The organism is Glutamicibacter sp. ZJUTW (genome assembly GCF_008370855.1).
Taxonomy (GTDB): Bacteria; Actinomycetota; Actinomycetes; order Actinomycetales; family Micrococcaceae; genus Glutamicibacter; species Glutamicibacter nicotianae.
This window is the reverse complement of the sequence record NZ_CP043624.1, coordinates 1808150-1830944: the sequence shown is the minus strand read 5'-3', so window position 1 is coordinate 1830944 and position 22795 is coordinate 1808150. Positions and strand designations below refer to the sequence as shown.

20 protein-coding genes are annotated in these 22795 nt (G+C 64.9%); 15 read left to right on the top strand and 5 right to left on the bottom strand.

The annotated features are described in order from the left end of the window. The first annotated feature begins 145 nt into the window (after positions 1–145). From mihF to F0M17_RS08585, 6 genes are all read left to right on the top strand, one after another. On the top strand, positions 146–481 hold the full coding sequence (mihF, locus tag F0M17_RS08610) for an integration host factor, actinobacterial type (RefSeq protein WP_013349055.1): 336 nt from the start codon (positions 146–148) through the stop codon (positions 479–481). A gap of 3 nt (positions 482–484) precedes the next feature. Continuing rightward, positions 485–1051 (top strand): guanylate kinase, encoded by a 567-nt coding sequence (gmk, locus tag F0M17_RS08605; RefSeq protein ID WP_066138462.1) that lies wholly within the window; start codon positions 485–487, stop codon positions 1049–1051. Positions 1052–1059: 8 nt separating this feature from the next. Beyond that, positions 1060–1320: a DNA-directed RNA polymerase subunit omega gene (gene rpoZ / locus F0M17_RS08600; RefSeq protein WP_038991115.1), complete on the top strand. Its 261-nt coding sequence runs from the start codon at positions 1060–1062 to the stop codon at positions 1318–1320. 96 nt (positions 1321–1416) lie between these two features. Then, the gene (gene coaBC / locus F0M17_RS08595; protein WP_149596932.1) at positions 1417–2643 is read left to right on the top strand and encodes a bifunctional phosphopantothenoylcysteine decarboxylase/phosphopantothenate--cysteine ligase CoaBC; all 1227 of its coding nucleotides are present in this window, start codon (positions 1417–1419) and stop codon (positions 2641–2643) included. A 76-nt stretch (positions 2644–2719) separates the two neighbouring features. After that, complete coding sequence (gene metK, locus F0M17_RS08590; RefSeq protein WP_149596931.1) at positions 2720–3925, top strand: methionine adenosyltransferase; 1206 nt, start codon at positions 2720–2722, stop codon at positions 3923–3925. A 5-nt stretch (positions 3926–3930) separates the two neighbouring features. Next, positions 3931–5892 carry a primosomal protein PriA gene (locus F0M17_RS08585; protein WP_149596930.1) on the top strand — a complete coding sequence of 654 codons (1962 nt, stop codon included), beginning with the start codon at positions 3931–3933 and terminating at the stop codon, positions 5890–5892. Between the two features lie 15 nt (positions 5893–5907). Here the strand turns inward: F0M17_RS08585 and F0M17_RS08580 are convergent, their stop codons facing one another. Further along, complete coding sequence (locus F0M17_RS08580) at positions 5908–6783, bottom strand: alpha/beta fold hydrolase (protein WP_149596929.1); 876 nt, start codon at positions 6781–6783, stop codon at positions 5908–5910. Between the two features lie 10 nt (positions 6784–6793). Beyond that, on the bottom strand, positions 6794–7801 hold the full coding sequence (locus F0M17_RS08575; protein WP_073706213.1) for a sugar-binding transcriptional regulator: 1008 nt from the start codon (positions 7799–7801) through the stop codon (positions 6794–6796). 106 nt (positions 7802–7907) lie between these two features. Between F0M17_RS08575 and F0M17_RS08570 the strand changes: the two genes are divergently transcribed. Genes F0M17_RS08570 through glpK form a run of 3 tightly spaced genes read left to right on the top strand, consistent with a single transcriptional unit; the run spans position 7908 to position 11913 of the window. Continuing rightward, complete coding sequence (locus F0M17_RS08570; RefSeq protein WP_121866841.1) at positions 7908–9587, top strand: glycerol-3-phosphate dehydrogenase/oxidase; 1680 nt, start codon at positions 7908–7910, stop codon at positions 9585–9587. 59 nt (positions 9588–9646) lie between these two features. Continuing rightward, positions 9647–10375, top strand: a complete 729-nt coding sequence (locus tag F0M17_RS08565) for an MIP/aquaporin family protein (protein ID WP_038991305.1) — start codon at positions 9647–9649, stop codon at positions 10373–10375. 17 nt (positions 10376–10392) lie between these two features. Then, positions 10393–11913: a glycerol kinase GlpK gene (gene glpK, locus F0M17_RS08560; RefSeq protein WP_073706215.1), complete on the top strand. Its 1521-nt coding sequence runs from the start codon at positions 10393–10395 to the stop codon at positions 11911–11913. Between the two features lie 113 nt (positions 11914–12026). On the opposite strand, the gene F0M17_RS08555 is transcribed toward glpK, so the two are convergent. Continuing rightward, positions 12027–13901 carry an HNH endonuclease signature motif containing protein gene (locus F0M17_RS08555; RefSeq protein ID WP_149596928.1) on the bottom strand — a complete coding sequence of 625 codons (1875 nt, stop codon included), beginning with the start codon at positions 13899–13901 and terminating at the stop codon, positions 12027–12029. 287 nt (positions 13902–14188) lie between these two features. Here F0M17_RS08555 and leuS point away from each other — a divergent pair, with 287 nt between their 5' ends. Genes leuS through holA form a run of 6 tightly spaced genes read left to right on the top strand, consistent with a single transcriptional unit; the run spans position 14189 to position 21579 of the window. Then, complete coding sequence (gene leuS / locus F0M17_RS08550) at positions 14189–16678, top strand: leucine--tRNA ligase (protein WP_149596927.1); 2490 nt, start codon at positions 14189–14191, stop codon at positions 16676–16678. Positions 16679–16687: 9 nt separating this feature from the next. After that, positions 16688–17626, top strand: a complete 939-nt coding sequence (locus F0M17_RS08545; protein ID WP_073706219.1) for a DegV family protein — start codon at positions 16688–16690, stop codon at positions 17624–17626. A gap of 15 nt (positions 17627–17641) precedes the next feature. After that, positions 17642–18289, top strand: a complete 648-nt coding sequence (locus F0M17_RS08540) for a ComEA family DNA-binding protein (protein WP_149596926.1) — start codon at positions 17642–17644, stop codon at positions 18287–18289. After that, a complete protein-coding gene (locus F0M17_RS08535) occupies positions 18286–20124 on the top strand; it encodes a ComEC/Rec2 family competence protein (RefSeq protein WP_149596925.1) in 1839 nt (612 codons plus the stop codon). The genes F0M17_RS08540 and F0M17_RS08535 overlap by 4 nt, the downstream gene beginning before the upstream one ends. Beyond that, positions 20121–20552 (top strand): ComEC/Rec2 family competence protein, encoded by a 432-nt coding sequence (locus F0M17_RS08530; protein WP_149596924.1) that lies wholly within the window; start codon positions 20121–20123, stop codon positions 20550–20552. Before F0M17_RS08535 ends, F0M17_RS08530 begins: the two co-directional genes overlap by 4 nt. A gap of 34 nt (positions 20553–20586) precedes the next feature. Continuing rightward, on the top strand, positions 20587–21579 hold the full coding sequence (holA, locus tag F0M17_RS08525) for a DNA polymerase III subunit delta (protein WP_073706221.1): 993 nt from the start codon (positions 20587–20589) through the stop codon (positions 21577–21579). 177 nt (positions 21580–21756) lie between these two features. Here the strand turns inward: holA and rpsT are convergent, their stop codons facing one another. Together rpsT and F0M17_RS08515 are read right to left on the bottom strand one after the other, a co-directional pair. Further along, entirely contained in the window at positions 21757–22017 is a 261-nt protein-coding gene (rpsT, locus tag F0M17_RS08520) for a 30S ribosomal protein S20 (protein ID WP_038991103.1), read from the bottom strand. Between the two features lie 170 nt (positions 22018–22187). Next, entirely contained in the window at positions 22188–22757 is a 570-nt protein-coding gene (locus F0M17_RS08515) for a type II toxin-antitoxin system PemK/MazF family toxin (RefSeq protein ID WP_073706222.1), read from the bottom strand. Positions 22758–22795: the final 38 nt, after the last annotated feature.

The window sequence follows — 22795 nt, the reverse complement described above, 5'->3', positions numbered from 1 at the left end:
AAAAATTCGAATAAGTGGCATAGGCGCGTTGTGGCTATTAGAGTTTCTAGTAGCCACAACGCGTTTAGTCTTGCAAAAGCAGCGTTACCTCGCTATGTTTCTCAACATAAGCCTTAGTCCACTACAACTGAAGGATGGCTGAACGATGGTACTGCGAGAACTCTCTGACGAAGATCGTATCCGGGCCCGCGCCAAGGCACTCGCCGCACGCACTCGTCGTGCAGAAATCAAGGCGGAGTTCAGTGCCGGAAAAATTTCCATCACCGAGGTACTAGACTTGGTATACGAAGATGAAGCCGTGGGACGCATGCGTGTCATGGACCTTCTGGAATCGGTACCGGGCGTAGGTGAAGTACGCGCGGCAAACTTGCTGGAGCGACTTGGCATTTCCCCATCACGCCGTCTGCGCGGACTGGGACGCAAGCAGCGCACCGCAATCACCGAGCACTTCAAGCAAAGCCCGCCAAAAACGAAAGTGTAGTCAATGACCGCAGCGTCGGTAACTGTTCTAGCCGGCCCCACGGCAGTAGGCAAGGGCACCGTCTCTACCTACATCCGCGATAACTATCCAGATGTCTGGCTCTCGGTGTCGGCAACGACCCGCAACGCCCGGCCGGGGGAGCAGGATGGAGTCCACTACTTCTTCGTGGGCCCCGAGCGCTTCCAAACCCTGGTTGAGGAAGGCCAGATGCTGGAATGGGCTGTCGTCCATGGCCAGAACAGCTACGGCACGATTCGCTCCACGGTTGAAAATGCAGTGGCACAGGGCAAGAAGGTCCTGCTGGAAATCGATCTGCAGGGTGCGCGCCAGGTCAAGGAGTCGATGCCCGAGGCAAAATTCGTCTTTCTCGCCCCGCCATCGTGGGACGAATTGGTGCGCCGGCTTGTGGGACGCGGCACTGAATCGGCCGAGGAACAGCAGCGCCGCCTGGAAACCGCTAAACTAGAACTTGCAGCGGAATCAGAATTCGACGTGACCATCGTCAACGACGATGTCGCACGTGCCGCCGAAGAGCTTGTAGCCCTCATGGGGCTAAAGAACGACAAATAGGGAGTCCTGTGTCCAACCCAGAGGGAATCATCAACCCATCGATCGACTCGTTGCTTGAGACCAACGACTCGAAGTACGCCATTGTGCTGAACTCGGCCAAGCGCGCACGCCAGATCAACGCCTACTACGCGCAGCTCAACGAAGGCCTGTTCGAGTACGTCGGCCCGCTGGTGGAAACCAAGCTGAACGAGAAGCCCCTGACCATCGCCTTGCGCGAGCTGGATGACAGCCTTCTGAAGGTCACTCCGGCCGAGGCCATCGAGGACTAATCGAAAAGTCGGCGCCCCGCAGCGGGCGCCTTCTTTTTCGTTAAGCCCCTTTTCCACCCACCTCATCACCGCACCGAATCCTCGAGGAAGTACTTCGTGAAGCGAATTGTCCTAGGCGTCTCAGCTGGCATCGCCGCCTACAAGTCCGTGCTCCTGCTGCGCTTGCTGCGCGAAGCCGGCCACCATGTCGATGTGATCCCCACCCAGAACGTCGCGAACTTCGTGGGCAATGCCACCTGGGAGGCCCTGTCCGGAAATCCGGTGACCTCGAATGTGTTCGAAGCGGTCGATACCGTCAACCACGTGCGTCTCGGCCAGCAGGCCGATCTGGTATTGATTGTTCCGGCTACCGCCGATGTGCTGGCCAAGGCCGCCGCAGGGCTGGCCGACGACCTGCTCACCGGCACCTTGCTGGCCACCCGGGCTCCGGTTGTGGTGGCCCCGGCCATGCACACCGAAATGTGGCAGCACCCGGCCACCATCGCGAACGTGCAGACCCTGCGCGATCGCGGCGTGCGGGTGATCGAACCTGCCTCGGGGCGGCTTACCGGAAAGGATTCGGGACCGGGCCGGCTTCCGGAACCAGATGAGATCTTCGCGGCAGTCCAGGACCTGCTCTCCGAGCCGGTGCTCGCTGGTTCCAAGGTCCTGATCACCGCCGGGGGCACCCGCGAACCGCTGGACCCGGTGCGCTTCTTGGGCAACCGCTCCTCGGGCCGCCAGGGTGTCGCGCTGGCGCAGGCCGCCCGTGATGCCGGGGCCGAGGTCACGCTGATCGCCACCCATCTGGAAGTTCCCGCGCCGCATGGCGTGAAGCTGGTGCACGCTTCAAGCGCGCTGGAGCTGCGCGAGGCGGTCTTCGAGAACGCTCCGGGCCAGGACGTGCTGATCATGAACGCGGCGGTCGCCGATTTCCGTCCGGCACGCATCGAGAACTCGAAGATCAAGAAGCGCGACGAGCATTCGGCACCGGTCATCGAGCTGGTGCGCAACCCCGATATCCTCGCCGAACTGGTTTCCGCCCGCAGCCAGAACCCGGACCTGCCGGAGTTCATCGTCGGCTTTGCCGCCGAGACCGGCGACGAGCAGGGCAGCGTGCTCGAGTACGGGCAGGCCAAGCTGGAGCGCAAGGGCTGCGAAATGCTCGTGGTCAATGAGGTGGGCGCGACGCTGACCTTCGGGCAGGAAACCAACAGCATCCACGTCCTCGTCGCCGATCACGCCGAAGCGGTGCAAGCCTCGGGCAGCAAGCTGGAGGTGGCCCGCGTGGTCATCGAGCAGATTTCGAATGCCGCAAAAAGTCATGCAGCTGTAACAAAGTGAGCCGCGCCATATGGTGCTTGTTCACGAAATGTCCTAGTTCTGCTTACCGGTCCCAGAGACCAGATAGAGTTATACGGTGACTTCAACAACCCCTGAACTTCGCCTTTTCACCTCGGAATCCGTGACCGAGGGCCACCCCGACAAGATCTGCGACCAGATCTCGGACGCGATCCTCGACGCCATGCTGGCCCAGGATCCGGACTCGAAGGTCGCCGTCGAGACGCTGACCACCACCGGCCTGGTGCACGTGGCCGGCGAGGTGACCACCAACGGCTATGTGGAGATCCCTGAGATCGTCCGCAAGACCATTTTGGACATCGGCTACGACTCCTCGGCCAACGGCTTCGACGGGGCGCGCTGCGGCGTGTCCGTGTCCATCGGCCAGCAGTCCCAGGAAATCCACGACGGCGTCTTCAACTCGCTGGAGTCCCGCGAAGGCACCGCCAAGGACCCGCGCGACATGCAGGGCGCCGGCGACCAAGGCCTGATGTTCGGCTACGCCTCGGATGAAACCGATTCGCTGATGCCTACCTCGATCTTCCTGGCGCACCGCCTGTCCGAACGCCTGACCCAGGTCCGCAAGAACGGCCGCATGCCGCTGCTGCGCCCGGACGGCAAGACCCAGGTCACCATCGGCTACGACGGCGACAAGCCGGTCTCCGTGGACACCGTGGTCGTTTCCAGCCAGCACGCCGCCGAATACGAGCTGGCCACGCTGAAGGCCGACCTGCACGAAGAGGTCGTCACCCCGATCCTGGAGCGTTCGGGCCTGGATACCTCGAACACGAAGATCATCCTGAATCCTTCGGGCCCGTTCATCATCGGCGGCCCCGTCGGCGATGCCGGGTTGACCGGACGCAAGATCATCGTCGATACCTACGGCGGCTTCGCCCGCCACGGCGGCGGCGCGTTCTCCGGCAAGGATCCATCGAAGGTCGACCGCTCCGCAGCCTACGCCATGCGCTGGGTGGCCAAGAATGTGGTCGCCGCCGGCCTGGCCCGCCGCGCCGAGGTCCAGGTGGCCTACGCGATCGGCGTGGCCCGTCCGGTGGGCCTGTACGTGGAGACCTTCGGCACCGAGACCGTTGACCCGGCGAAGATCACCAAGGCCATCAACGAGGTGTTCGACCTGCGTCCGCTGGGCATCATCGAGGACCTGGACCTCAAGCGCCCGATCTACCGCAAGACCGCTGCCCACGGCCATTTCGGCCGCGAGGACAACGACTTCACCTGGGAGAAGCTGAACCGCGTCGACGCCCTGCGCAGCTGGTTCAACGCCTAGCCACCGTGCAGCAAGACGCCCTGATCTCAGCACCCGAGCCGGCCCGCATCAAGCGGGTTGCCCGGGTGCTGATTGATTCTTCGGTCCCGCACCTGGACCGCTTCTTCGACTACGAGATCCCGCCCTCGATGACGGAGGATGCGGTGGCCGGAGTCCGCGTGAAGGTGCACTTCGGCCCCCAGCTGCTCTCCGGGTTCATCGTTGCCGTGCTTGAGGACTACGCCCCGGAAATGAAGCTGAGGCCGCTGGCCAAGCTGGTCAGCACCCAGGTGGCGCTGTACCCGGCGATCGTGGACGCCGCGCAGGAGGTCGCCACCCGCTACGCCGGCACCCTGTGGGATGTGGTGCGCCTGGCCGTGCCCGCCCGCGCCGCCAAGGTCGAAAAAGAGGAACTGGCCACCGTCGCCCCAAAGCTGCCCGAGGCGCCGAACCAGCTGCTCCACTACGAGCATGGGGAGCAGGCACTGGCGGCCTGGGGCAGCGGCGAAACCCTGCGGGCAGTGGCCACCTGGGTGCCGAATTTCCACGGTGCCTGGCCCGGTTTCCTGATGGATGCCGCCCGTCCGGTGATCGAGCGCGGCCAGCGGGTGCTGCTGATCGTGCCCGATGCCCGCGACCTGCGCCTGCTGGGCAGCTACCTCGACGAGCACTTCGGGGCCGAATCCTATGCCCGGCTGCAGGCCGACGACGGGCCGACACCGCGCTACCGCAACTTCCTGCGCGCCATCGGCGGGCACGTGCAGATCGTCATCGGCACCCGCTCGGCGGCGCTGTGCCACGTGCCCGGGCTGGAACTGATGATCGTGTGGCAGGACGCGGACCACTCGCACCGCGAACAGCGCGCACCCTACCAGCACAGCCGCGAAGTGGCCTTGCTGCGCAGCGCGCAGGCAGGCATCTCCCTGCTGATCGCCGCGCCATCGCGCTCGGTCGAAGCCCAGCGCCTGGTGGACACCGGCTGGGCCATCGAGCTGAAGATGCCGCGCGAGCTGCTGCGTGCGCACACGGCCCGCGTCGTGGCCACCACCAATGATTTCGAGCTGGAGCGCGACCCGGTGCTGGCTAGGGCCCGCATCCCGTCGCTGGCTTGGCGCGAAGCCACCAAGGCGCTGGAAACCGGTCCGGTGCTGGTGCAGGTGGCGCGCACCGGGTTCATGCCTGCCCTGGCCTGCCAGGATTGCCGGACCGCTGCGCGCTGCCCCGCCTGCCAGGGCCCGCTGCACATTGCCGGCAAGGGCTCGCATGTGGCCTGCCGCTGGTGCGGCGAGCAGTACCACGACTACCGCTGCGCGCACTGCGCCTCGCCGCGGATCCGGGCCGCCAGCATCGGCGCCGACCGCACCGCCGAAGAACTCGGCCTGGCCTTTCCCAAGGTCAGCGTTATTTCTTCCACCGGAGCAAAGCCGGTGGACAGGATCGGCGACAAGCCGGCGCTGGTCGTCGCAACCCCTGGGGTCGAACCGTTTGCCGAATCCGGGTACGCCGCGGTGCTGCTGCTCGATGCCGACAGGATGATGGCCCACGATTCGCTGCGCAACGCCGAGGAAGTCATCGCCCGATGGTTCACCGCCGCCTCCATGGCGCGGGCTGACGGAGTCGTGGTGCTGACCGGCAATCCGAGCCCTGCCGGGGCCGCGCTGGTGCGCTACGACCCGGCGAGCTTTGCCGAACGCGAATTGGCCGAGCGCCGCGAGGTGGGGCTGCCTCCGGCGGTGCGCAGCGCGGTCATTTCGGGCTTGGGAGCCGAACGGCTGGTCGCCAACCTGGATCCCGAGACCCGTGCGCGCGTGCAAATCCATGGTCCGACGGTGATTGACGGGCCGCCGGCCCAGCACCGCTACGTGCTCTTCTTCTCCTACGCCGACGGAACCGCGGTGACCACGGCGCTGCGCCACCTGCGCGCAACCATGTCCGCGGCCAAGGACCCGGTCGTGGCGATCGCCATCGATCCGGACGACGCGCTCTAGGAACGTGCCGCGGCGCTAGTGTCGGCCAGCTGCCAGCTGCTGCAGGAAGCGGTCGATGGCCTTCGCGGTTTCCGGGGCCTTTTCATAGTGGATCAGGTGCCCGACGTTCTCGAGCATCACCAGCTGCGCGTCGGCGAAGCTTGCCCGCAGCGTTTCCTGCGTCTGCGGGGTGCCCAATTCGTCTTCCCTGCCGGCGACCAGTAGCGTGGGCAGTCCCAGGGCAGGGGAGTAGTCCCCGACGGTCGAGCTGATCGACGCGCGGTAGGACTGGGCCAGGGTCGCGCGCGAATGGAAGCCGCCGAAATAGGCGCGGTGCTGCTCGCGCACGTAGGCCCGGATGTCCGTGTCCTTGCTCTTGGTCATCACCAGGCTCATCGCATCGCTGAACAGCCTGGATCGCAGCAGCGCTTCGCCGATGCCCGCCGGAATCCTGGCGCATGCCTCGTAGTAGCCGCTGGCCAGCTTGGACAGCAGCGCCTGGTCGGATTCCAAGGCAAGCTCCGAGATCGGATTCAGCAAGAGCAACGAGGCGAAGCTGCGCACGGTAGCCAGCTTGGCGGCCACGATCGATCCGAAGGAATGCCCCAGCAGGTGCACCGAAGGACCCAGCTGCAGTTCTTCGGCCAGCTGGTTGAGCACCGCCGCATACCCGTCGACATCGTGGTCCAGATCCAGCATCGACGTCGAGGAGCCGAAACCCGGCAGGTCGGGGACGACCACCGTGTAGTGCGGCAGATGCGAGACGATGCGCGCCAGCCCGTGGTGGTCGCCGCGGAATCCGTGCAGCGCGTAGATCACGCCGCGCGAGGGCTTCTGGGCCGGGTGGGTGTAGACGCGGATTTCGGCGCCGTTGAAATGGTGGGTGGTCGCTAGCTGCTGTCGGGGGGCCATGGCTTTAACCCTACCCGTCCAGCAGCGCCAGGGCCGTGCCCTCGTCGATCACCAGATCGGTGATCAGCCCGCCTTTAAGCGCACCGCGCACCGCCTGCAGCTTGCCGCGCCCTGCAACCACGCAGAACCGTGTCGGCACCTTGCGCAGTGCATCGAGGGCTGGCCCGGTGGAACGGGCATTGAGCGAAATATTCGAGCTGGTGCCGTTCTTGTCGAAGAACACCGTGGCCACGTCGCCGACCACACCGATCTCGTTCAGTTCCTGGGCTTCGTCTTTGGTCAAGTAGCCGCCGCGGTACACCTGCGAGACGACAGCGGAACCGGCCGAGCCCAGCGAGAACACCGCGAGGTTCATCTCCTTCTGCACCTGCAGCACCCGTTGGATCGACGTCTCCTGCCACATGGCTTCGCGGGTGGATGCCCGGTCGAAGAAGGCCGGGACCGGGAACTGCTCGGTGCGTGCGGTGAAGGCCTGGCCGAAACGCGTGAGGATGTCGCTGGCGTAGCGCACTCCGCTGGTTACCGGGTTTGCCGCACCATTGAGCTGCACGATTTTCGTGTCATGGGTGGGGTGCGAGCCCAGGGCCATGGACACCGCCTGCATCGTCGACCCCCATGCGACGCCCACGGTCATCGAGGAGGAGACCATGCCGCCGAGCAGATAGGCGGCGTGCGCAGCGACGCGGGAAAGCAATTCGGAGTCGTCCATGTTGCCGTCGGTGGGCACGACGTTGAAGCTTATCCCGTAGTGCTCGGAGAGCTGGTTGCCCAGCAGCGCCGACATGTTGGCGCTGGGCGAGATGCTGATCGAGACCATGCCGGTGCGCTTAGCGTGGGAGAGCAAGCGGGAGACCGTCGAACGCGAGGTTCCCAGCTCTTTGGCGATCGCTTCCATCTTCATGTCCTGCAGGTAGTACAGCTGGGCGGCGCGCAGCGCGTCCTTGGCCTTGGGAGTGCTGTGCACGGATGTGCCATTCGTTGCCCGCTTGTAGGTGCCCCGGGGGGAGGATTTCATCATGATTTAGACCACTTCTGCACGTTTGTGCATTTTGTTTGACCGCTTTGCCGTTCTGTAACAAGACTAGCTTCAGACTCATCCATTTATTACACAAGGGGCACAAATCGTGATTCGGGAACAGCTAGCCAAACTGCGTGAACGTTCGCAGGCGCAGGTTCTGGTTGTTGGCGGCGGCATCAACGGCGTCGCCACTTTCCGCTACCTAGCCATGCAGGGGATCGATGTCGCCCTGGTCGAGCGCGGCGATTACTGCCAGGGCGCCTCCGGTGCCAGCTCCCACATGATCCACGGCGGAATCCGCTACCTGGAGAACGGCGAGTTCCGCCTGGTCCACGAATCCGTGCAGGAACGCAACTCGCTGCTCCAGATCGCGCCGCACTACGTCAAGCCGCTGCAGACCACCATCCCCATTTTCTCCACGTTCTCCGGCATGCTCAGCGCGCCAATGCGCTTCTTGACCCACAAGTCGGGCAAGCCCACAGAGCGCGGCGCCGCGCTGATCAAAGCCGGCTTGATCATGTACGACGTGTTCGCCGGCATCGGCGGACGCAACACCCCATGGCACAACTTCAAGGCAGGCAAGGCTGCCCGCAAGGACCTGCCCGCGCTGCGCGATGACGTGAAGTACACCGCCACCTACTTCGACGCTTCGGTGCACAACCCGGAGCGCCTGACCCTGGACGTGCTTCAGGAAGGCCTGAGCGCCAACAGCGCTGCCCGCGCCAGCAACTACGTCGAACTGACAGGCGTCGACGGCGGCACCGCGAAGCTGCGCGATGTGCTCACCGGCGAAAGCTTCGACTTCGAGGCCGAGGTCATCATCAACGCCACCGGCGCGTGGGTGGATATGACCAATAAAGATCTGGGCCGCGAAACCAAGTGGACCGGCGGCACCAAGGGCTCGCACATCGTGCTCGACCACCCAGAGCTGCTGGCCGCCACCGGCGGGCGTGAAATCTTCTTCGAGCACGAAGACGGCCGCATCGTATTGATCTACCCTATGCTCGGCCGGGTGCTGGTAGGCACCACCGATCTCGAGCACGACATGAACGAGCCAGCGGTTTGCACCGATGAGGAAGTCGACTACTTCTTCGAGCTGGTGCACCATGTCTTCCCGGGCATCCGCGTGAGCGAAGAACAGATCGTCTACAAGTTCTCCGGCGTCCGCCCGCTGCCGAATCACGATGACACCGCACCGGGCTTCGTCTCCCGCGACTACCAGGTCAAGGAAACCCGCCTGACCGACAAGACCACGATGCTCTCGCTGATCGGCGGCAAATGGACCACCTTCCGTGCCCTGAGCGAGAACCTGGGCGGCAAAGCGCTTGAATTCCTGGGTGAGCGCGAGACCGCGAGCACCGTGGGCGTAGCTATCGGCGGAGGCAAGAACTTCCCGAAGAATGAGGGCGAGCTGGCCGCCTGGTTTGCGGCCCGCGAGCACCTGGCCGGACGCGAACGCCTGCGTGTGCTCCTGGAGCGCTACGGCACCGGCGCAGATGCAGTGCTCGAAGCGCTCGGCAGCAACGAAACCATGCTCGAGCACACCAACGAGCTGTCCTGCCAGGAACTGGCCTACATGGCCAAGCATGAGCAGGTGGGCCGCCTGATCGACGTCTTCATCCGACGCACCAACCTGGCCTTCCGCGGCCTGGTCACGAAGAATTTGGTGATCGAGGCAGCTAATTGCCTCGCTAACCCGATGGAATGGGATAAGTCCCAGATCCAAGCCGAGATCGACCATTCGCTCTCGGTCCTTGCAGAAGCCCACGGTGTCACCCTGGTCTAAGCTGCATCTTGGCCGGCGGCAAGTCGCCGCCGGCAATCGAAACCACTAAGAGGTCAACGTTGTCCACTCACGTGTTTCTCGCCGAATTAGCCGGCACTTTCATACTCCTGCTCATGGGCGGCGGCGTCTGCGCCAACGTCGCCCTGAAAGGCACCCTCGGCAGCGCAGCGGGCTGGGTAGCCATCAGCTTCGGCTGGGGCTTTGCCGTCTACTGCGGCGTCTGGATCGCCGGAATTTCCGGAGCCCACCTGAACCCGGCAGTCACCCTCGGCCTGCTGGTCAACCCGGATGCCGCCGAATACGCCCCAGGGGTCGCCAAGACCTTCGCCAACACGATGCTGTATTTCCTGGCGCAGTTCATTGGCGCCTTCCTCGGTGCCGTGGGAACCTGGCTCGCCTACAAGAAGCATCTGGACGATCCGCAGAACGCGGGCCAGCAGCTGGGTGTCTTCTCCACCGGACCGGCCATCCGCTCCTACGGCTGGAACCTGGTCACGGAGATCTTCGGCACCTTTGTCCTGGTGTTCGTGATCGCCGGGTTGGGCCACACCCCGCATGAGCTCGGCCCGCTGGCCGTGGCCCTGCTGGTTGTCGCCATCGGCCTGTCCCTGGGCGGTGCCACCGGCTACGCCATCAACCCGTTCCGCGACCTGGGTCCACGCGTCGCCCACGCCATCCTGCCGATCAAGGGCAAGGGCTCTTCCGACTGGTCCTATTCGTGGGTTCCGTTGGTCGGTCCAGCTATCGGCGGTATCCTTGGCGGACTTGCCGCCGCGCCAATGTTCTAGAAAGAGAGCAGTGAATCATGAGTGAAAAATTCGTCATCGCCATTGACCAAGGCACCACCAGTTCCCGTGCAATCGTCTTCAACCATGCCGGCGAGGTGCACTCGGTAGGCCAGAAGGAGCACGAGCAGATCTTCCCGGCCGCCGGATGGGTCGAACATGATCCAGCCGAAATCTGGACCAATGTGCGCGAAGTGATCGGCCAGGCCTTGTCCAAGGCCAACCTGACCCGTCACGACATCGAGGTCGTTGGCATCACCAACCAGCGCGAAACCACGGTGGTGTGGGACAAGAACACCGGCGAAGCCGTTTACAACGCGATTGTCTGGCAGGACACCCGTACCCAGGACATCGTCGACGAGCTGGCGGGTGATGGCGGCCTGGAACGTTACAAGCAGACTGTCGGCTTGCCGCTGGCAACCTACTTCTCGGGCACCAAGATCAAGTGGATCCTGGACAATGTCGAAGGCGCGAGGGAACGCGCAGAAGCAGGAGACCTGCTGTTCGGCACCACCGACAGCTGGGTGCTGTGGAACCTGACCGGCGGCGTGGACGGCGGTGTGCACGTTACCGACGTGACCAACGCGTCGCGCACGCTGTTCATGGACCTGAAGACCCTCCAATGGGACGAGAAGATCCTGGCCGATTTCGGCGTGCCGCTGTCCATGATGCCGGAGATCCGTTCGTCTTCGGAGGTGTACGGCACGGTGCACACGAACCAGTTGCTGCGCGAGGTGCCGGTTGCCGGTATCCTGGGCGACCAGCAGGCGGCAACCTTCGGCCAGGCCGCATTCACCGCGGGCACCGCGAAGAATACCTATGGCACCGGCTGCTTCCTGATCTTCAACACCGGCACGGAGATCGTGAATTCGTCCAACGGCCTGCTGACCACGATGGCGTACAAGCTGGGCGAGAGCGCACCGGTGTATGCCCTGGAAGGTTCCATCGCCGTTGCCGGTTCCCTGATCCAGTGGCTGCGCGACAACATCGGCATGATCGCCACCGCCCCGGAGGTCGAACAGCTGGCGGCCCAGGTTGAGGATAACGGCGGCGTATATATCGTTCCGGCTTTCTCCGGCTTGTTCGCTCCCTATTGGCGTTCGGATGCCCGGGGCGCGATCGTCGGCCTGACCCGCTATGCGAACAAGAACCACATTGCCCGTGCGGCGCTCGAGTCCACCGCATTCCAGACGCGAGAAGTACTGGATGCGGTCAACGCCGACGCTGAGGTTCCGTTGACCGAACTGAAGGTCGACGGCGGCATGGTGGCCAACGAAGCCCTGATGCAGTTCCAGGCCGACATCCTCGGCGTGCCAGTGGTTCGCCCGCAGGTCACCGAGACCACCGCGCTGGGTGCGGCTTACGCCGCTGGCCTCGCCGTTGGCTTCTGGAAGGACCTTGGCGAGCTGGAGCAGAACTGGGCCGAGGACAAGCGTTGGGAGCCGACCATGGATGAGGCATCGCGCGAGCGCAGCCTGCGCCTGTGGAAGAAGGCTGTCACGCGCACCTTCGACTGGGTCGACGAGGATACCAAGGCCTGAGCCCGACTGCGGCTTGGCCGGAACCGTTCCGGACACCGGCAGCGCCCGAACCGCCCATTGGCGTGGTTCGGGCGCCGCCCGTTTAAGACGGCCCTGTCAACACCTTGGGCCGCTCAGGTTTCCCGCCCTGCATCAGGGGTTTCTTCCTTGCCCGGCGGCTCGGGGTCCGGTGCGGCAGGTGCGTGGCGTGTGGGGGATTCGCCTGCCTGCCGGGCACCCCAATAGGTATTGCGGCGCGGAATTCGTTCCGGATCGACATGCTCCGGCATGAGCACGTGCGGCAGCCCGTCGACATCGATCACCGTGATCTGCCCGGCGTGGCGCTTGTGGTGATCGCCCGTGCACAGTCCGGCCCCTGACCAGACGCTGGTTTCCCCGCCGTCAGACCAGGGTTTCAGGTAGTGGTCGGCTTCGACCTGGTCCGGGGGCGCGGTGCAGTCAGGCACGATGCAGCCTCGGTCCCGGGCCATGATGGCTTCGCGGATCGCACCCTTGTGATAGCGCATCTTGCGCCCCATATCCAGCACTTGGCTGTTGCCTCCGAGCACGATCGGGATGATGTTCGCCCTGGCCAGTTGCCGCCGCAGCTCGCCGGGCGGGATATCGACGCCGTTGGCGGTCATGCCATGCGCATCGGCCAGGTTTTGCAAGTCTGCGAGCCACAGGTAGACCACGAATTTCGGGGTGACGACCTTCCTTTTTCCGCCGGTGAAGGGGGCCCGCAGCAACGCCATGAATGCATTGAGCCGGCGGCGGTGCAGATCCGGCTGTTCGGTGGCCTCGTCGCTTCGCAGCTCGTCGTGTGCCGCATCGCCATCTGCATGCGCTTCGGTGTTTCCGGGCTCCGGAGCACACCCGTTGCCGGGTTCTGCTTCGTCTTCGGCCCACGGCGGCATGGGGTGTTCGCTGCGCAGCCAGAAAGGCGCCTGCGGTGCAGTTTCTGGTTCAGTTGATGGCTGCGGCTCGGCACCCGAGTCCTGGCTGGCCGTGGAATCGTGGCCGGCCTGGGGTTCCTGATCCTGGTCATCGGGGTTTCCGGTGCCGGAGCCCGATTCCGGCGTGCGCTGCTGTTCGGCTTCGCGGTCGGCGCGGCCTGACTTGGTCCGCGGATTTCCGGCCTGGGCGGCCATCGAATTCAGCAGCTGCGCGTCGCTGGCATCGGTGCGAAGCGAGAAGAAATGCACGCCGTCCTTCACAGGGCCGATGAAGAAGCCCAGTCGCGGCGGCAGCTTTTTGCCATGCAGTTCCTTGTAGGTCCTGATCTCGGCGCTGATCCGCTTCTGCGCTGCCCGTGGGCCCAGGTCGCCCAGCGCTTCGGCCGCGGATTCATCCAGGGTGCGGCCATCGGTGCCGTAGGCTTGCAATTTCAGGGGCACGCCGTCAAAGGTGGTGTCCTGCGGTTCGAGCCGGTCGAGGCGCCGTGCGGCCGAGGCGATGGCCCGGCGGTCGCCAGTGCCCTTGGCATAGAGCCCTGCCAGTTGGGGGAAGCGCGGCGCGCAGATGCCGCCATCGGGGGCGCGGCGCCCGATGAGCAGGTGCGCGTCGGCCAGGCGCTGCCGGGCTTCGAAGTAGCCCAGCCCCAGCCAGGCGGCCAGCAGCTCAGCGGTGTCCTTGTAGCAGCAGCGCCCCGGCACGATGCCCGGCTCCCCGGCAAACAGGTCATCGCTGATGGCTTCGGGATCATCGGCGGGCACCCGCAGCGCGGCATAGCCCTCCAGGGACAACGCGTGGGCGCCGGTGGCTTCGGCCTGCAGCGCGCCTGATAGCTGGTCGCCATGGACCTGCTGGGCGAAGCGTTCGGCCAGCTGCAGATGCGCCAGGACTAGGCGCGGGTCGCCCGAGCCGTGCACCAGCTTACCCAGGGTCGTGTACAGGGCCAGGCAGAGGTAGCCCAGGCGCAGCAGCATGGCGCCGGATAATGCAGGTCCGAGGTGCAGCGGGACCTGGCATGCGGTGCGCAGAGCGGCGATCAGGGCAGGGGCGTTCATGGCTCCATGATCGGGCGTTGGATCGGCCTGCGCGTCGGCGTTGCCGCCAATTGTGGATTAGCGCGGGCGGCCCGTTGGCGGTTGTGAACAATCTTGCGCTTCACCGATGCGCGCGTGGGCAGGACAGATGCGATAGAATCGCGATATGAATCCTAAGCGCAACCTAGTGTAAGCGCGGCCCGATGGCCGTGCCCCCGAGTGGAAATTTGGGGGCTTTTGTTGTGTCTGGAACCAAGAGCAAATTTTCCTATCGGAAATTTTTCCGCAAAGCGTGTGAGAAGAGCAGCGTGACATCATCGACGAACGAACCCAGGACCTACGACTTCAAGGACATCGAGTCCAAGTGGCTTCCGGTGTGGGACGAGCTACAGGTGTTCAAGCCCGCCGATGACGGCAGCCGCGAACGCCGCTACGTGCTGGACATGTTCCCGTACCCCTCGGGCGATTTGCACATGGGCCACGCCGAGGCCTTCGCCATGGGCGACGTCGTCGCACGCTACTGGCGCCTGCGCGGCTATGACGTGATGCACCCGATCGGCTGGGACTCGTTCGGCCTTCCGGCGGAGAACGCCGCGATCAAGCGCAATGCGCACCCTGCGGAGTGGACCTACAAGAACATCGACACCCAGGCCGCCAGCTTCAAGCGCTACGCGATTTCCGCGGACTGGTCGCGCCGCCTGCACACCTCCGATCCGGAGTACTACCGCTGGACCCAGTGGCTGTTCAACAAGTTCTACGAGAAGGGCCTGGCCTACCGCAAGGACCACCCGGTGAACTGGTGCCCGAAGGACCAGACCGTGCTGGCCAACGAGCAGGTCGTCAACGGCGCGTGCGAACGCTGCGGCACCGCAGTGACCAAGAAGTCGCTGAACCAGTGGTACTTCAAGATCACCGACTACGCCGACCGCCTGCTTGAGGACATGGACCAGCTCAAGGGCCACTGGCCCGAGCGCGTGCTGCTGATGCAGAAGAACTGGATCGGCCGCTCCGAAGGCGCCGAGGTCACCTTCGAGATCGAGGCGCACGAGGATCAGCCGGCGGTGAAGATCCCGGTGTTCACCACCCGCCCGGACACCCTGTACGGCGCGACCTTCATGGTCGTCGCCGCCGATGCCGACCTGGCCGGAGAGTTGGTCACCGCTGAGCACCGCGAAGCGCTGGAAGCCTACCAGGAGCAGGTCAAGGCGCTGAGCGAAATCGAGCGCCAGTCCACCGAGCGCGAGAAGACCGGCGTGTTCACCGGCCGCTACGGGATCAACCCGCTGTCGGGGGAGAAGCTGCCGATCTGGGCCGCCGACTACGTGCTGGCCGACTACGGCACCGGCGCGATCATGGCCGTGCCCGCGCACGACCAGCGCGACCTGGACTTCGCCCGCACCTTCGATTTGCCGGTGCGCGTGGTCGTCGACACCGGGGAAGAGGACCCGAACGCCACCGGCATCGCCACCGCCGGCGAGGGCCAGCTGGTGAACTCCGGGCAGCTGGACGGGCTGGGCAAGGCCGAAGCGATCGACCGCGCCATCGAAATCGTGGAAGCTGCCGGCACCGGCAAGCACACCGTGAACTTCCGCCTGCGCGACTGGCTGCTGAGCCGCCAGCGCTTCTGGGGCACCCCGATCCCGATCATCCACTGCGCGGACTGCGGCGAGGTGCCGGTTCCCGAGGACCAGCTGCCGGTGCGCCTGCCGGATAATCTGCGCGGCGAGCAGCTCGCCCCGAAGGGCACCAGCCCGCTGGCCGCCGCCGAGGAATGGGTCAACGTTCCCTGCCCGAAGTGCGGGGGAGCGGCCAAGCGCGACACCGACACCATGGACACCTTCGTGGATTCGTCCTGGTACTTCCTGCGCTTCGTCTCCCCGAACTATGCCGAAGGGCCGTTCGACCCGAAGGCGGTGCGCGACTGGATGCCGGTCGGCCAATATGTCGGCGGCGTCGAGCATGCGATCCTGCACCTGCTCTACTCGCGCTTCTTCACCAAGGTCATCCACGATTTGGGCCTGATCGACGCGACCGAGCCGTTCAGCGCGCTGCTGAACCAGGGCCAGGTGCTCAACGGCGGCAAGGCGATGAGCAAGTCGCTGGGCAACGGCGTGGATCTGGGCGAGCAGCTGGACAAGTTCGGCGTCGACGCGGTGCGCCTGACCATGGTGTTCGCCTCCCCTCCGGAGGACGACGTGGACTGGGCCGACGTCTCGCCATCGGGCTCGCAGAAGTTCCTGGCCCGCGCCTGGCGCATTGCCCAAAACGTGGCCAGCGAACCAGGCGTGGACTACGCGGCAGGGGACAAGGCGCTGCGCCAGGTCACCCACCGCACCGTGCACGAGGCCGCGCAGCTGCTGGACTCGGGCAAGTTCAACGTGGTGATCGCCAAGGCCATGGAGCTGGTCAACGCCACCCGCAAGACCATCGACTCCGGTGCCGGCGCGGCCGACCCGGCAGTGCGCGAGGCCGCTACGGTTCTCGCCCAGCTGCTGAGCATGTTCGCCCCGTACACCGCCGAGGACATGTGGGAAGCGCTGGGCTACGCCCCGAGCGTGGTCACCAGCGCGTGGCCGCAGGTCGATGAGTCCCTGCTGGTCGATGACACCATCACCGCGGTCGTGCAGATCAAGGGCAAGGTGCGCGCGCGCCTGGAAGTATCCGTGGACATTACCGAGGACGAGCTGCGCGAGCAGGCACTGGCCCACGAGTCGGTGATCCGGATGCTCGACGGCAAGGAGCCGCTGAAGGTCATCGTGCGTGCGCCGAAGCTGGTGAACGTGGTCCCCGCCCCGTAAGCTCAGCTCATGACTGAACGCCAGAAAAGCTCGCGCGCGGGCTGGCTGCCCAAGTGGCTGGCCCCGCGCGGGCTTTCTCGTACCCGCATCGGGGTGGTCTCCGATTCGGCGTCCTGCCTGCCCGAGGCCTTCGCGCGGCATGCGGATTTCATCCAGGTGCCGATCCCGATCATCGTGGACAACCATGTGCAGGGCGAAGACCTGCAGGCGCTGATGATGGGCCTGGCCATGGGCAAGGCGGTGAAGACCTCCCGCCCCGCACCAGGCGAGTTCGAACGCGCCTACCGGCAGCTGCTGGAGGCCGGGTGCGAATCGGTCATCTCGATCCACATGTCCGGGGCGCTGTCGGGCACCGTGGATGCCGCCCGCCTGGCCGCGCGCGGCTTCGACGCGCCGATCGCCGTGGTCGACACGCGTACCGTCTGCCTGCCCCAGGGCTTCGCCGTGGCCGATGTGCTGGCTGCGCGCGACGCCGGCGCCCCGCTGGAAATGCTCGAGCAGATCGCCGGCACCGCCACCGCCAATTCCGTGTACTTCGCGGTGCCCAGCCTGGAGCAGCTGCGCCGCGGCGGCCGGATCAGCGCACTGTCCTCGGTTCTCGGCAGCCTGCTGAACTTCAAGCCGATCCTCGGTATTGCCGATGGCGCGATCGCCGCCCTGGAAAAGCCCCGCTCCTTCGCGCGCGCCACCGCGCGGCTGGTCTCGCTGGCCTTGCGCGATGCCCGTGGCGCGAAGGGCGAGGTGCGCCTGGGGGTGATGCATTTCGGCGCCGAGGAACTGGCCGAGGAGATCGCCACCGAACTGGCCCCGTTCAGCGCTGCGCCGGTCGTGGTCGAGTCGCTGCCAGCGGTGCTGGCCGCGCATACCGGCATGGGCGTGATCGCCGTGTGCGTCGCGCCGCTGAATCCACAACCGGAATCGATCCTGGACAACCCGCCGGCGCCATAGCCCAGACTGTGGCCCATGGGCCGCCACGACTTCTTCAGCAAGTACGCGCCACGTCCCGGCCGCTTGAGGTTTGCGATCTCGCGCGTGGCCGTGCTGGTGCTGGTCGTCGTGGTGCTCGCCTGGATCGCGATCTCCATCCTGCTGGCGCCCCCGCCGGTAGCCCAGGAGCTTGAAACGGTTCCGCTGGTGTCCGATCCCTCCGCGACGGCTCCGGGGGACCAGCTGTCCCCGAGCCCGTCCGGTCCCGAGGTCACGGTCCATGTGGTGGGCGCGGTGAAGAAGCCCGGCGTCTACACGCTGCCCGCGGATTCGCGGATCACCGATGCGGTCGAGGCCGCCGGCGGGCTGGCCAAGGGCGCCCAGGCGCAGCTGGTGAACCTGGCAGCCAAGCTGGTCGACGGCCAGCAGGTCATCCTTCCCGGCACCGAGACCGGCAGGGACCTCCCAGCCGCCCCGAGCGCCACGGCCGGCGGGAAGATCTCGCTGAACACCGCCGATGCGCAGACCCTGCAGGAGCTTCCGGGGATCGGCCCGGCCCTGGCCGGCAGGATCATCGACTTCCGCACCGAGAACGGCCCCTTCACCTCCGTAGAGGAGCTGGATGCCGTCTCCGGCATCGGCCCGGCGCTGCTGGGGCAGCTGAGCGAGCTGGTGGTCCCGTGAACACCGATTTCCGGGGCCTGTGGCTGCTGGCCGGTGCCTGGACCGCCGCCTATTTCAGCCTCCCGGCCTGGCTGCTGTGGCTGCTGTCGGCGCTGCTCGCCTTTCTGCTGTTCCTGCTCCTGCGTCCCCGGCACGACCGCGCCTACGCCGCACCGTGGTTCACCGGTCCGATCATCCTGCTGCTGGGAATGGTCGCGGTCAGCAGCCTGTCGTTCACCGACCCCCAATGCCAGCTGCCCGGCGCTCCCGAGCAGCAGCGGCGCGCGGTCGTGCGTTTCGAGGACCTGGCCAGCGCGCAGGGCCAGGGAAGCACCGCGGGCCGGGCGGAAATCCAGCGCTACTGGGACGATGGCCAATGGGTGGCATGCCAGGTGCCGGTCTACCTGAGCGTGGATTTCGGACTGCCTGCCAACGCCGGGCAGTTCGAGGCCATCCTCGATCTGGACGCCGCGGATGCCGGATCCTTCGACTGGTGGGCGCAGGCCGCCAGCGAGCCGCAGGTCAGTTCTTGGGCGGAACCGACGGCCGCCGACCTGCTCAAGGAACGCTTCACCCTCAGCCTGAGCGACCTGCCCGGCAATGCGCAGGCGCTGCTGCCCGGCATGCTCTACGGCGACCGCTCCGGGCAGGATGAAGCACTGGGCGAGGCGATGAGATCCAGCGGGCTGAGTCATCTCACCGCCGTGAGCGGCTCGAATATCGCCCTGATCGGGGCCATCGTGCTGGTGCTGTTCCGGCTGTTCTCGGTTCCGCGCGTCCCCAGCGCGATCCTGATGATCGGCGTGGTCGGGCTTTTCGCCTGGTTCGCCGGGCCGGATCCCAGCGTGCTGCGCGCCAGCCTGATGGGCAGCATTGCGGCGGTTTCGGTACTGCTCGGCCGCGGCCAGGGCTCATTGGGGATCCTGTGCCTGAGCGGCACAGCCTTGCTGGCCATCGATCGAAGCCTGGGCGCCGAACCGGCCTTTGCCCTGTCGGTGCTGGCGACCTTGGGCATCATCATGCTCTCGCCGGCGCTGACCGAAATCATGCTCCACGTCATGCCGGCCTGGCTGGCGCAGCTGACCGCCATCTGCTGCGCCGCGCAATTCACCTGCCTGCCGGTGGTGATCGCGTTGAATTCGGATTTCAGCCTGTACTCGCTGCCCGCGAATCTACTGGTGGCGCCGTTGCTGCCGTTGATTACCGCGCTAGGCATGATCTGCCTGCTGCTGTGCACCCCATGGCCGGGATTCGAATCGGTGCTGATCTGGGTGCCCGGACTTCCAGCCGAAGCCATCGGCAAGGTTGCCCATGCCGTCTCCGGGCTGCCGGGTGCTGCCCGTCCATGGCCGGAAGGACTGCCGGGAATCCTGCTGGCGGTCATGCTGTCGCTTGCGCTGTGCTCGCTGCTGGTGCTGGGCCGCGAAACCGAGCGGCTGCGCGTGCGCCAGGTCTCGCTCGGCGTGCTGGGCGCGATCATGGTCTTCGCCGTGGCGCTCATTGTGCCTGCAACCCTGTTCTATCGGGAAGATGTTGCCACGGATTGGAGCATCGCCATGTGCGATGTGGGGCAGGGCGATGCGTTCGTCATCAACCTGGGGGATGCGGAAGGCTGGCTGATCGATACCGGGCCCCCGATAGCGGTTTGCTGCTGTGCCTGGAGCGGCTGGGCATCACCACGCTGGGCAAGGTCTTCATCACGCATACGCACAGCGACCATTTCGGGGCCATCCGGGAACTGGAGGAGTCGAAGGTGCGGATCGGGGACCGCCTGGTCTCGACCGGATTCGATCTGGAACTCTGGCCCGGGGCTCGGGTGCTGGAGCCTGGTACGCGGCAGACTGCGGAGGAGGTGAGCTTCGAAGTCGTGGGTCCTGAGGCGCGGTACGCGCAATACGCCGAACCCAACGACACGTCGCTGGTCATCCGTTTCAGCTTTTCCACCCCGAGTGGTGCCGTCGATTTCTTTGCGGCCGGGGATATGGAGACCGAAGCCATGGATCGCCTGCTGCGGCTGCATCCGCAAGGCCATGCCGCGATCTTGAAGGCTTCGCACCATGGCGCGCGCAACGGCGGCACACGGATCATTGAGCAGATCCATCCGCAGATCCTGCTGGTCTCGGCAGGGAAGGACAATTCCTATGGCCACCCGCACCCGGAAACATTGGAAATGGCGAAGCGGATCGGCGCGACAGTGCTGCGCACCGACCAATCCGGTACCGTACTGCTCACATTTACCGGCCAGGGCATCCGTGGTACCTCCCTGGGTACTCCGGTTCGGTAGGATCAATATATCGACCGATGCACTAAGGAGCTCGATGGCACGCGCCCAAGCAAATCCGGGAATCTCATGGCGGGAACTGCGCCCGCAACCGCTGATCCTGTTGACCGGTTCAGAAGATTACCTCGCTTCACGCGCCTTCGAGCTGCTGCGCTCCCAAGCCGGCCAGCGGGACGACATCCAGCACACGCGTCTTGACGCGGCCAAGTACGAGCCGGGAGAGCTGCTCATGGCCACCAGCTCCTCGCTGTTCTCCACCGCCAATCTGGTCGAGGTCCACGAACTGGCGCACATGAACGAGTACTTCCTCAAGGATGCGATGGCCTATCTGAAGGACCAGGCACCCGAGAATGTGCTGATCATGCATTATTCGGGCGGCACCCGCGGCAAGAAGCTGATAGACGCGATCAAGGCCGCCGGCGCGGTGGTCGTCAACTGCCAGCCGGTGAAGAAGGACTCCGAGAAGATCGACTTCGTCCAGTCCGAATTCAAGGCAGCCAAGCGCCGGATTACCAATGACGCGGTCAAGGCCCTCGTTGCCGCAGTCGGCAATTCGCTGGCAGAGCTCGGTTCGAGCTGCTCCCAGCTGATCGCCGACACCACGGGAACGATTGACCAGGATACCGTTGACAAGTACTACGGGGGCCGGGTCGAAGCGACCGCGTTCAAGGTGGCCGATGCGGCGATTTCGGGCAATGCCCAGCTGGCGCTGCGCACCTTGCGCCACGCGCTGGGTACCGGAACCGACCCGATTCCCATTGTTGCCACCTTGGCGATGAAGGTCCGCCAGATCGCCAAGGTCGCGGGCGTGAATGAACCTGCTGCTGCCCTGGCCTCCGAATTGGGGATGGCTCCGTGGCAGGTGCAGCAGGCGCAGCAGCAGGCTCGCGGCTGGAAGCGCGGCGATCTGGCCCTGTGCGTCGAGGAAATCGCGAATACCGACCGCATGGTCAAGGGCGGCAGCCGTTCACCCGGATATGCCCTGGAACACGCCATCATGTTTATTGCCGGCAAGGCACCTGGACGCTGAGCCCGTTCAGGTCCAGTGGGTGCGCGCACGATGCATTCGTGCGCGCCTCCACTGCGGCCGCTTCCGCGAAGCCTGCCACGCGTCCCTGATCCGGGAAAGCCGCGAAAAGCAGTTTTGGGCAAAACAAAACCCCCGCACTCGATGAGCGCGGGGGAGTTGATGAAGTCTAAGCTCGGCTTAGAGGGCGTTAACCTTCTTGGCGATGGCCGACTTGCGGTTAGCAGCGTTGTTCTTGTGCAGAACACCCTTGCTTACAGCCTTGTCGAGCTTCTTGCCAGCCAGGCGCAGCGCCTCGGTTGCCTTGTCCTTGTCGCCGGCGGCGATTGCCTCGTTGACGTTGCGGATCACGGTCTTGACCTCGGAACGGACAGCTACGTTACGCAGACGTGCCTTCTCGTTGGTCAGGTTACGCTTCTTCTGGGACTTGATGTTAGCCACTTTAATAAACTCTCTCGTTTATCGTTTTATACGGTCGGTAGAGGGTTCATCCTCCAGGCCATCGACTGAGCGGTGTGGGGCACCTATGGCGACCCGAAGGGGGCGTGTTGCCCAACCTGCGCAACACACAAGGATTAACTCTATCAGATACAGAGCCCGGCAACGAGTGCCTACGCGAGTTCGTTTAGGGCGTTCACCACATTCGAGAAGCGTTCGCGGTCCAGAATGGCGCCTTCGCGGCGAACAGCCCGTTCGTCTACTCTAATGATGCGATCAAGCTTGACCTCACTAGGGCGACGCTCGCGGTCCCAGTCCCCGGTACCAATATCCATGTAATTCCGATCGCGGTGACCCGGATTATTCCGGTCCTTGCTGGTTAGCATGAGCCCGAGCAGCCAACCGCTATCGCGTCCAACAATCAGCACCGGTCGATCTTTGCCTCTCGAATAGTCTTCTTCATAAGGAACCCAGGTCCAAACGATCTCGCCTGGATCAGCATTGCCATCCTTGGACGGGTTGTACTCGTAGTGAACCTTGCCACGGTAATCGCCCGGGTATCCGGCACCCCTTGGCGCATGCTGCACGGTGGAAGCTGCTGGAGATTCTCCACTAGCACTCCGAGTCCGACCGTTCGGGCGATTGCGAGCTGGGGAACTGCCGGTCGAATTCGCGCGGATCTTGTTGATTTCCTTGACCACGCGCATGACGATGCTAAATATCTTCTGCGAATTCAGTGCCATGCACGACAAACTACCAGTTCGAGGCTGTCGAAATATGT

Bases quoted from the DNA above. Each gene is read 5' to 3' on its own strand.
- mihF (WP_013349055.1), top strand. From the start codon at position 146: ATGGTACTGCGAGAACTCTCTGACGAAGATCGTATCCGGGCCCGCGCC.
- gmk (WP_066138462.1), top strand. From the start codon at position 485: ATGACCGCAGCGTCGGTAACTGTTCTAGCCGGCCCCACGGCAGTAGGC.
- F0M17_RS08580 (WP_149596929.1), bottom strand. From the start codon at position 6,783: ATGGCCCCCCGACAGCAGCTAGCGACCACCCACCATTTCAACGGCGCC.
- F0M17_RS08575 (WP_073706213.1), bottom strand. From the start codon at position 7,801: ATGATGAAATCCTCCCCCCGGGGCACCTACAAGCGGGCAACGAATGGC.
- glpK (WP_073706215.1), top strand. From the start codon at position 10,393: ATGAGTGAAAAATTCGTCATCGCCATTGACCAAGGCACCACCAGTTCC.
- F0M17_RS08555 (WP_149596928.1), bottom strand. From the start codon at position 13,901: ATGAACGCCCCTGCCCTGATCGCCGCTCTGCGCACCGCATGCCAGGTC.
- F0M17_RS08545 (WP_073706219.1), top strand. From the start codon at position 16,688: ATGACTGAACGCCAGAAAAGCTCGCGCGCGGGCTGGCTGCCCAAGTGG.
- F0M17_RS08540 (WP_149596926.1), top strand. From the start codon at position 17,642: ATGGGCCGCCACGACTTCTTCAGCAAGTACGCGCCACGTCCCGGCCGC.
- holA (WP_073706221.1), top strand. From the start codon at position 20,587: ATGGCACGCGCCCAAGCAAATCCGGGAATCTCATGGCGGGAACTGCGC.
- F0M17_RS08515 (WP_073706222.1), bottom strand. From the start codon at position 22,757: ATGGCACTGAATTCGCAGAAGATATTTAGCATCGTCATGCGCGTGGTC.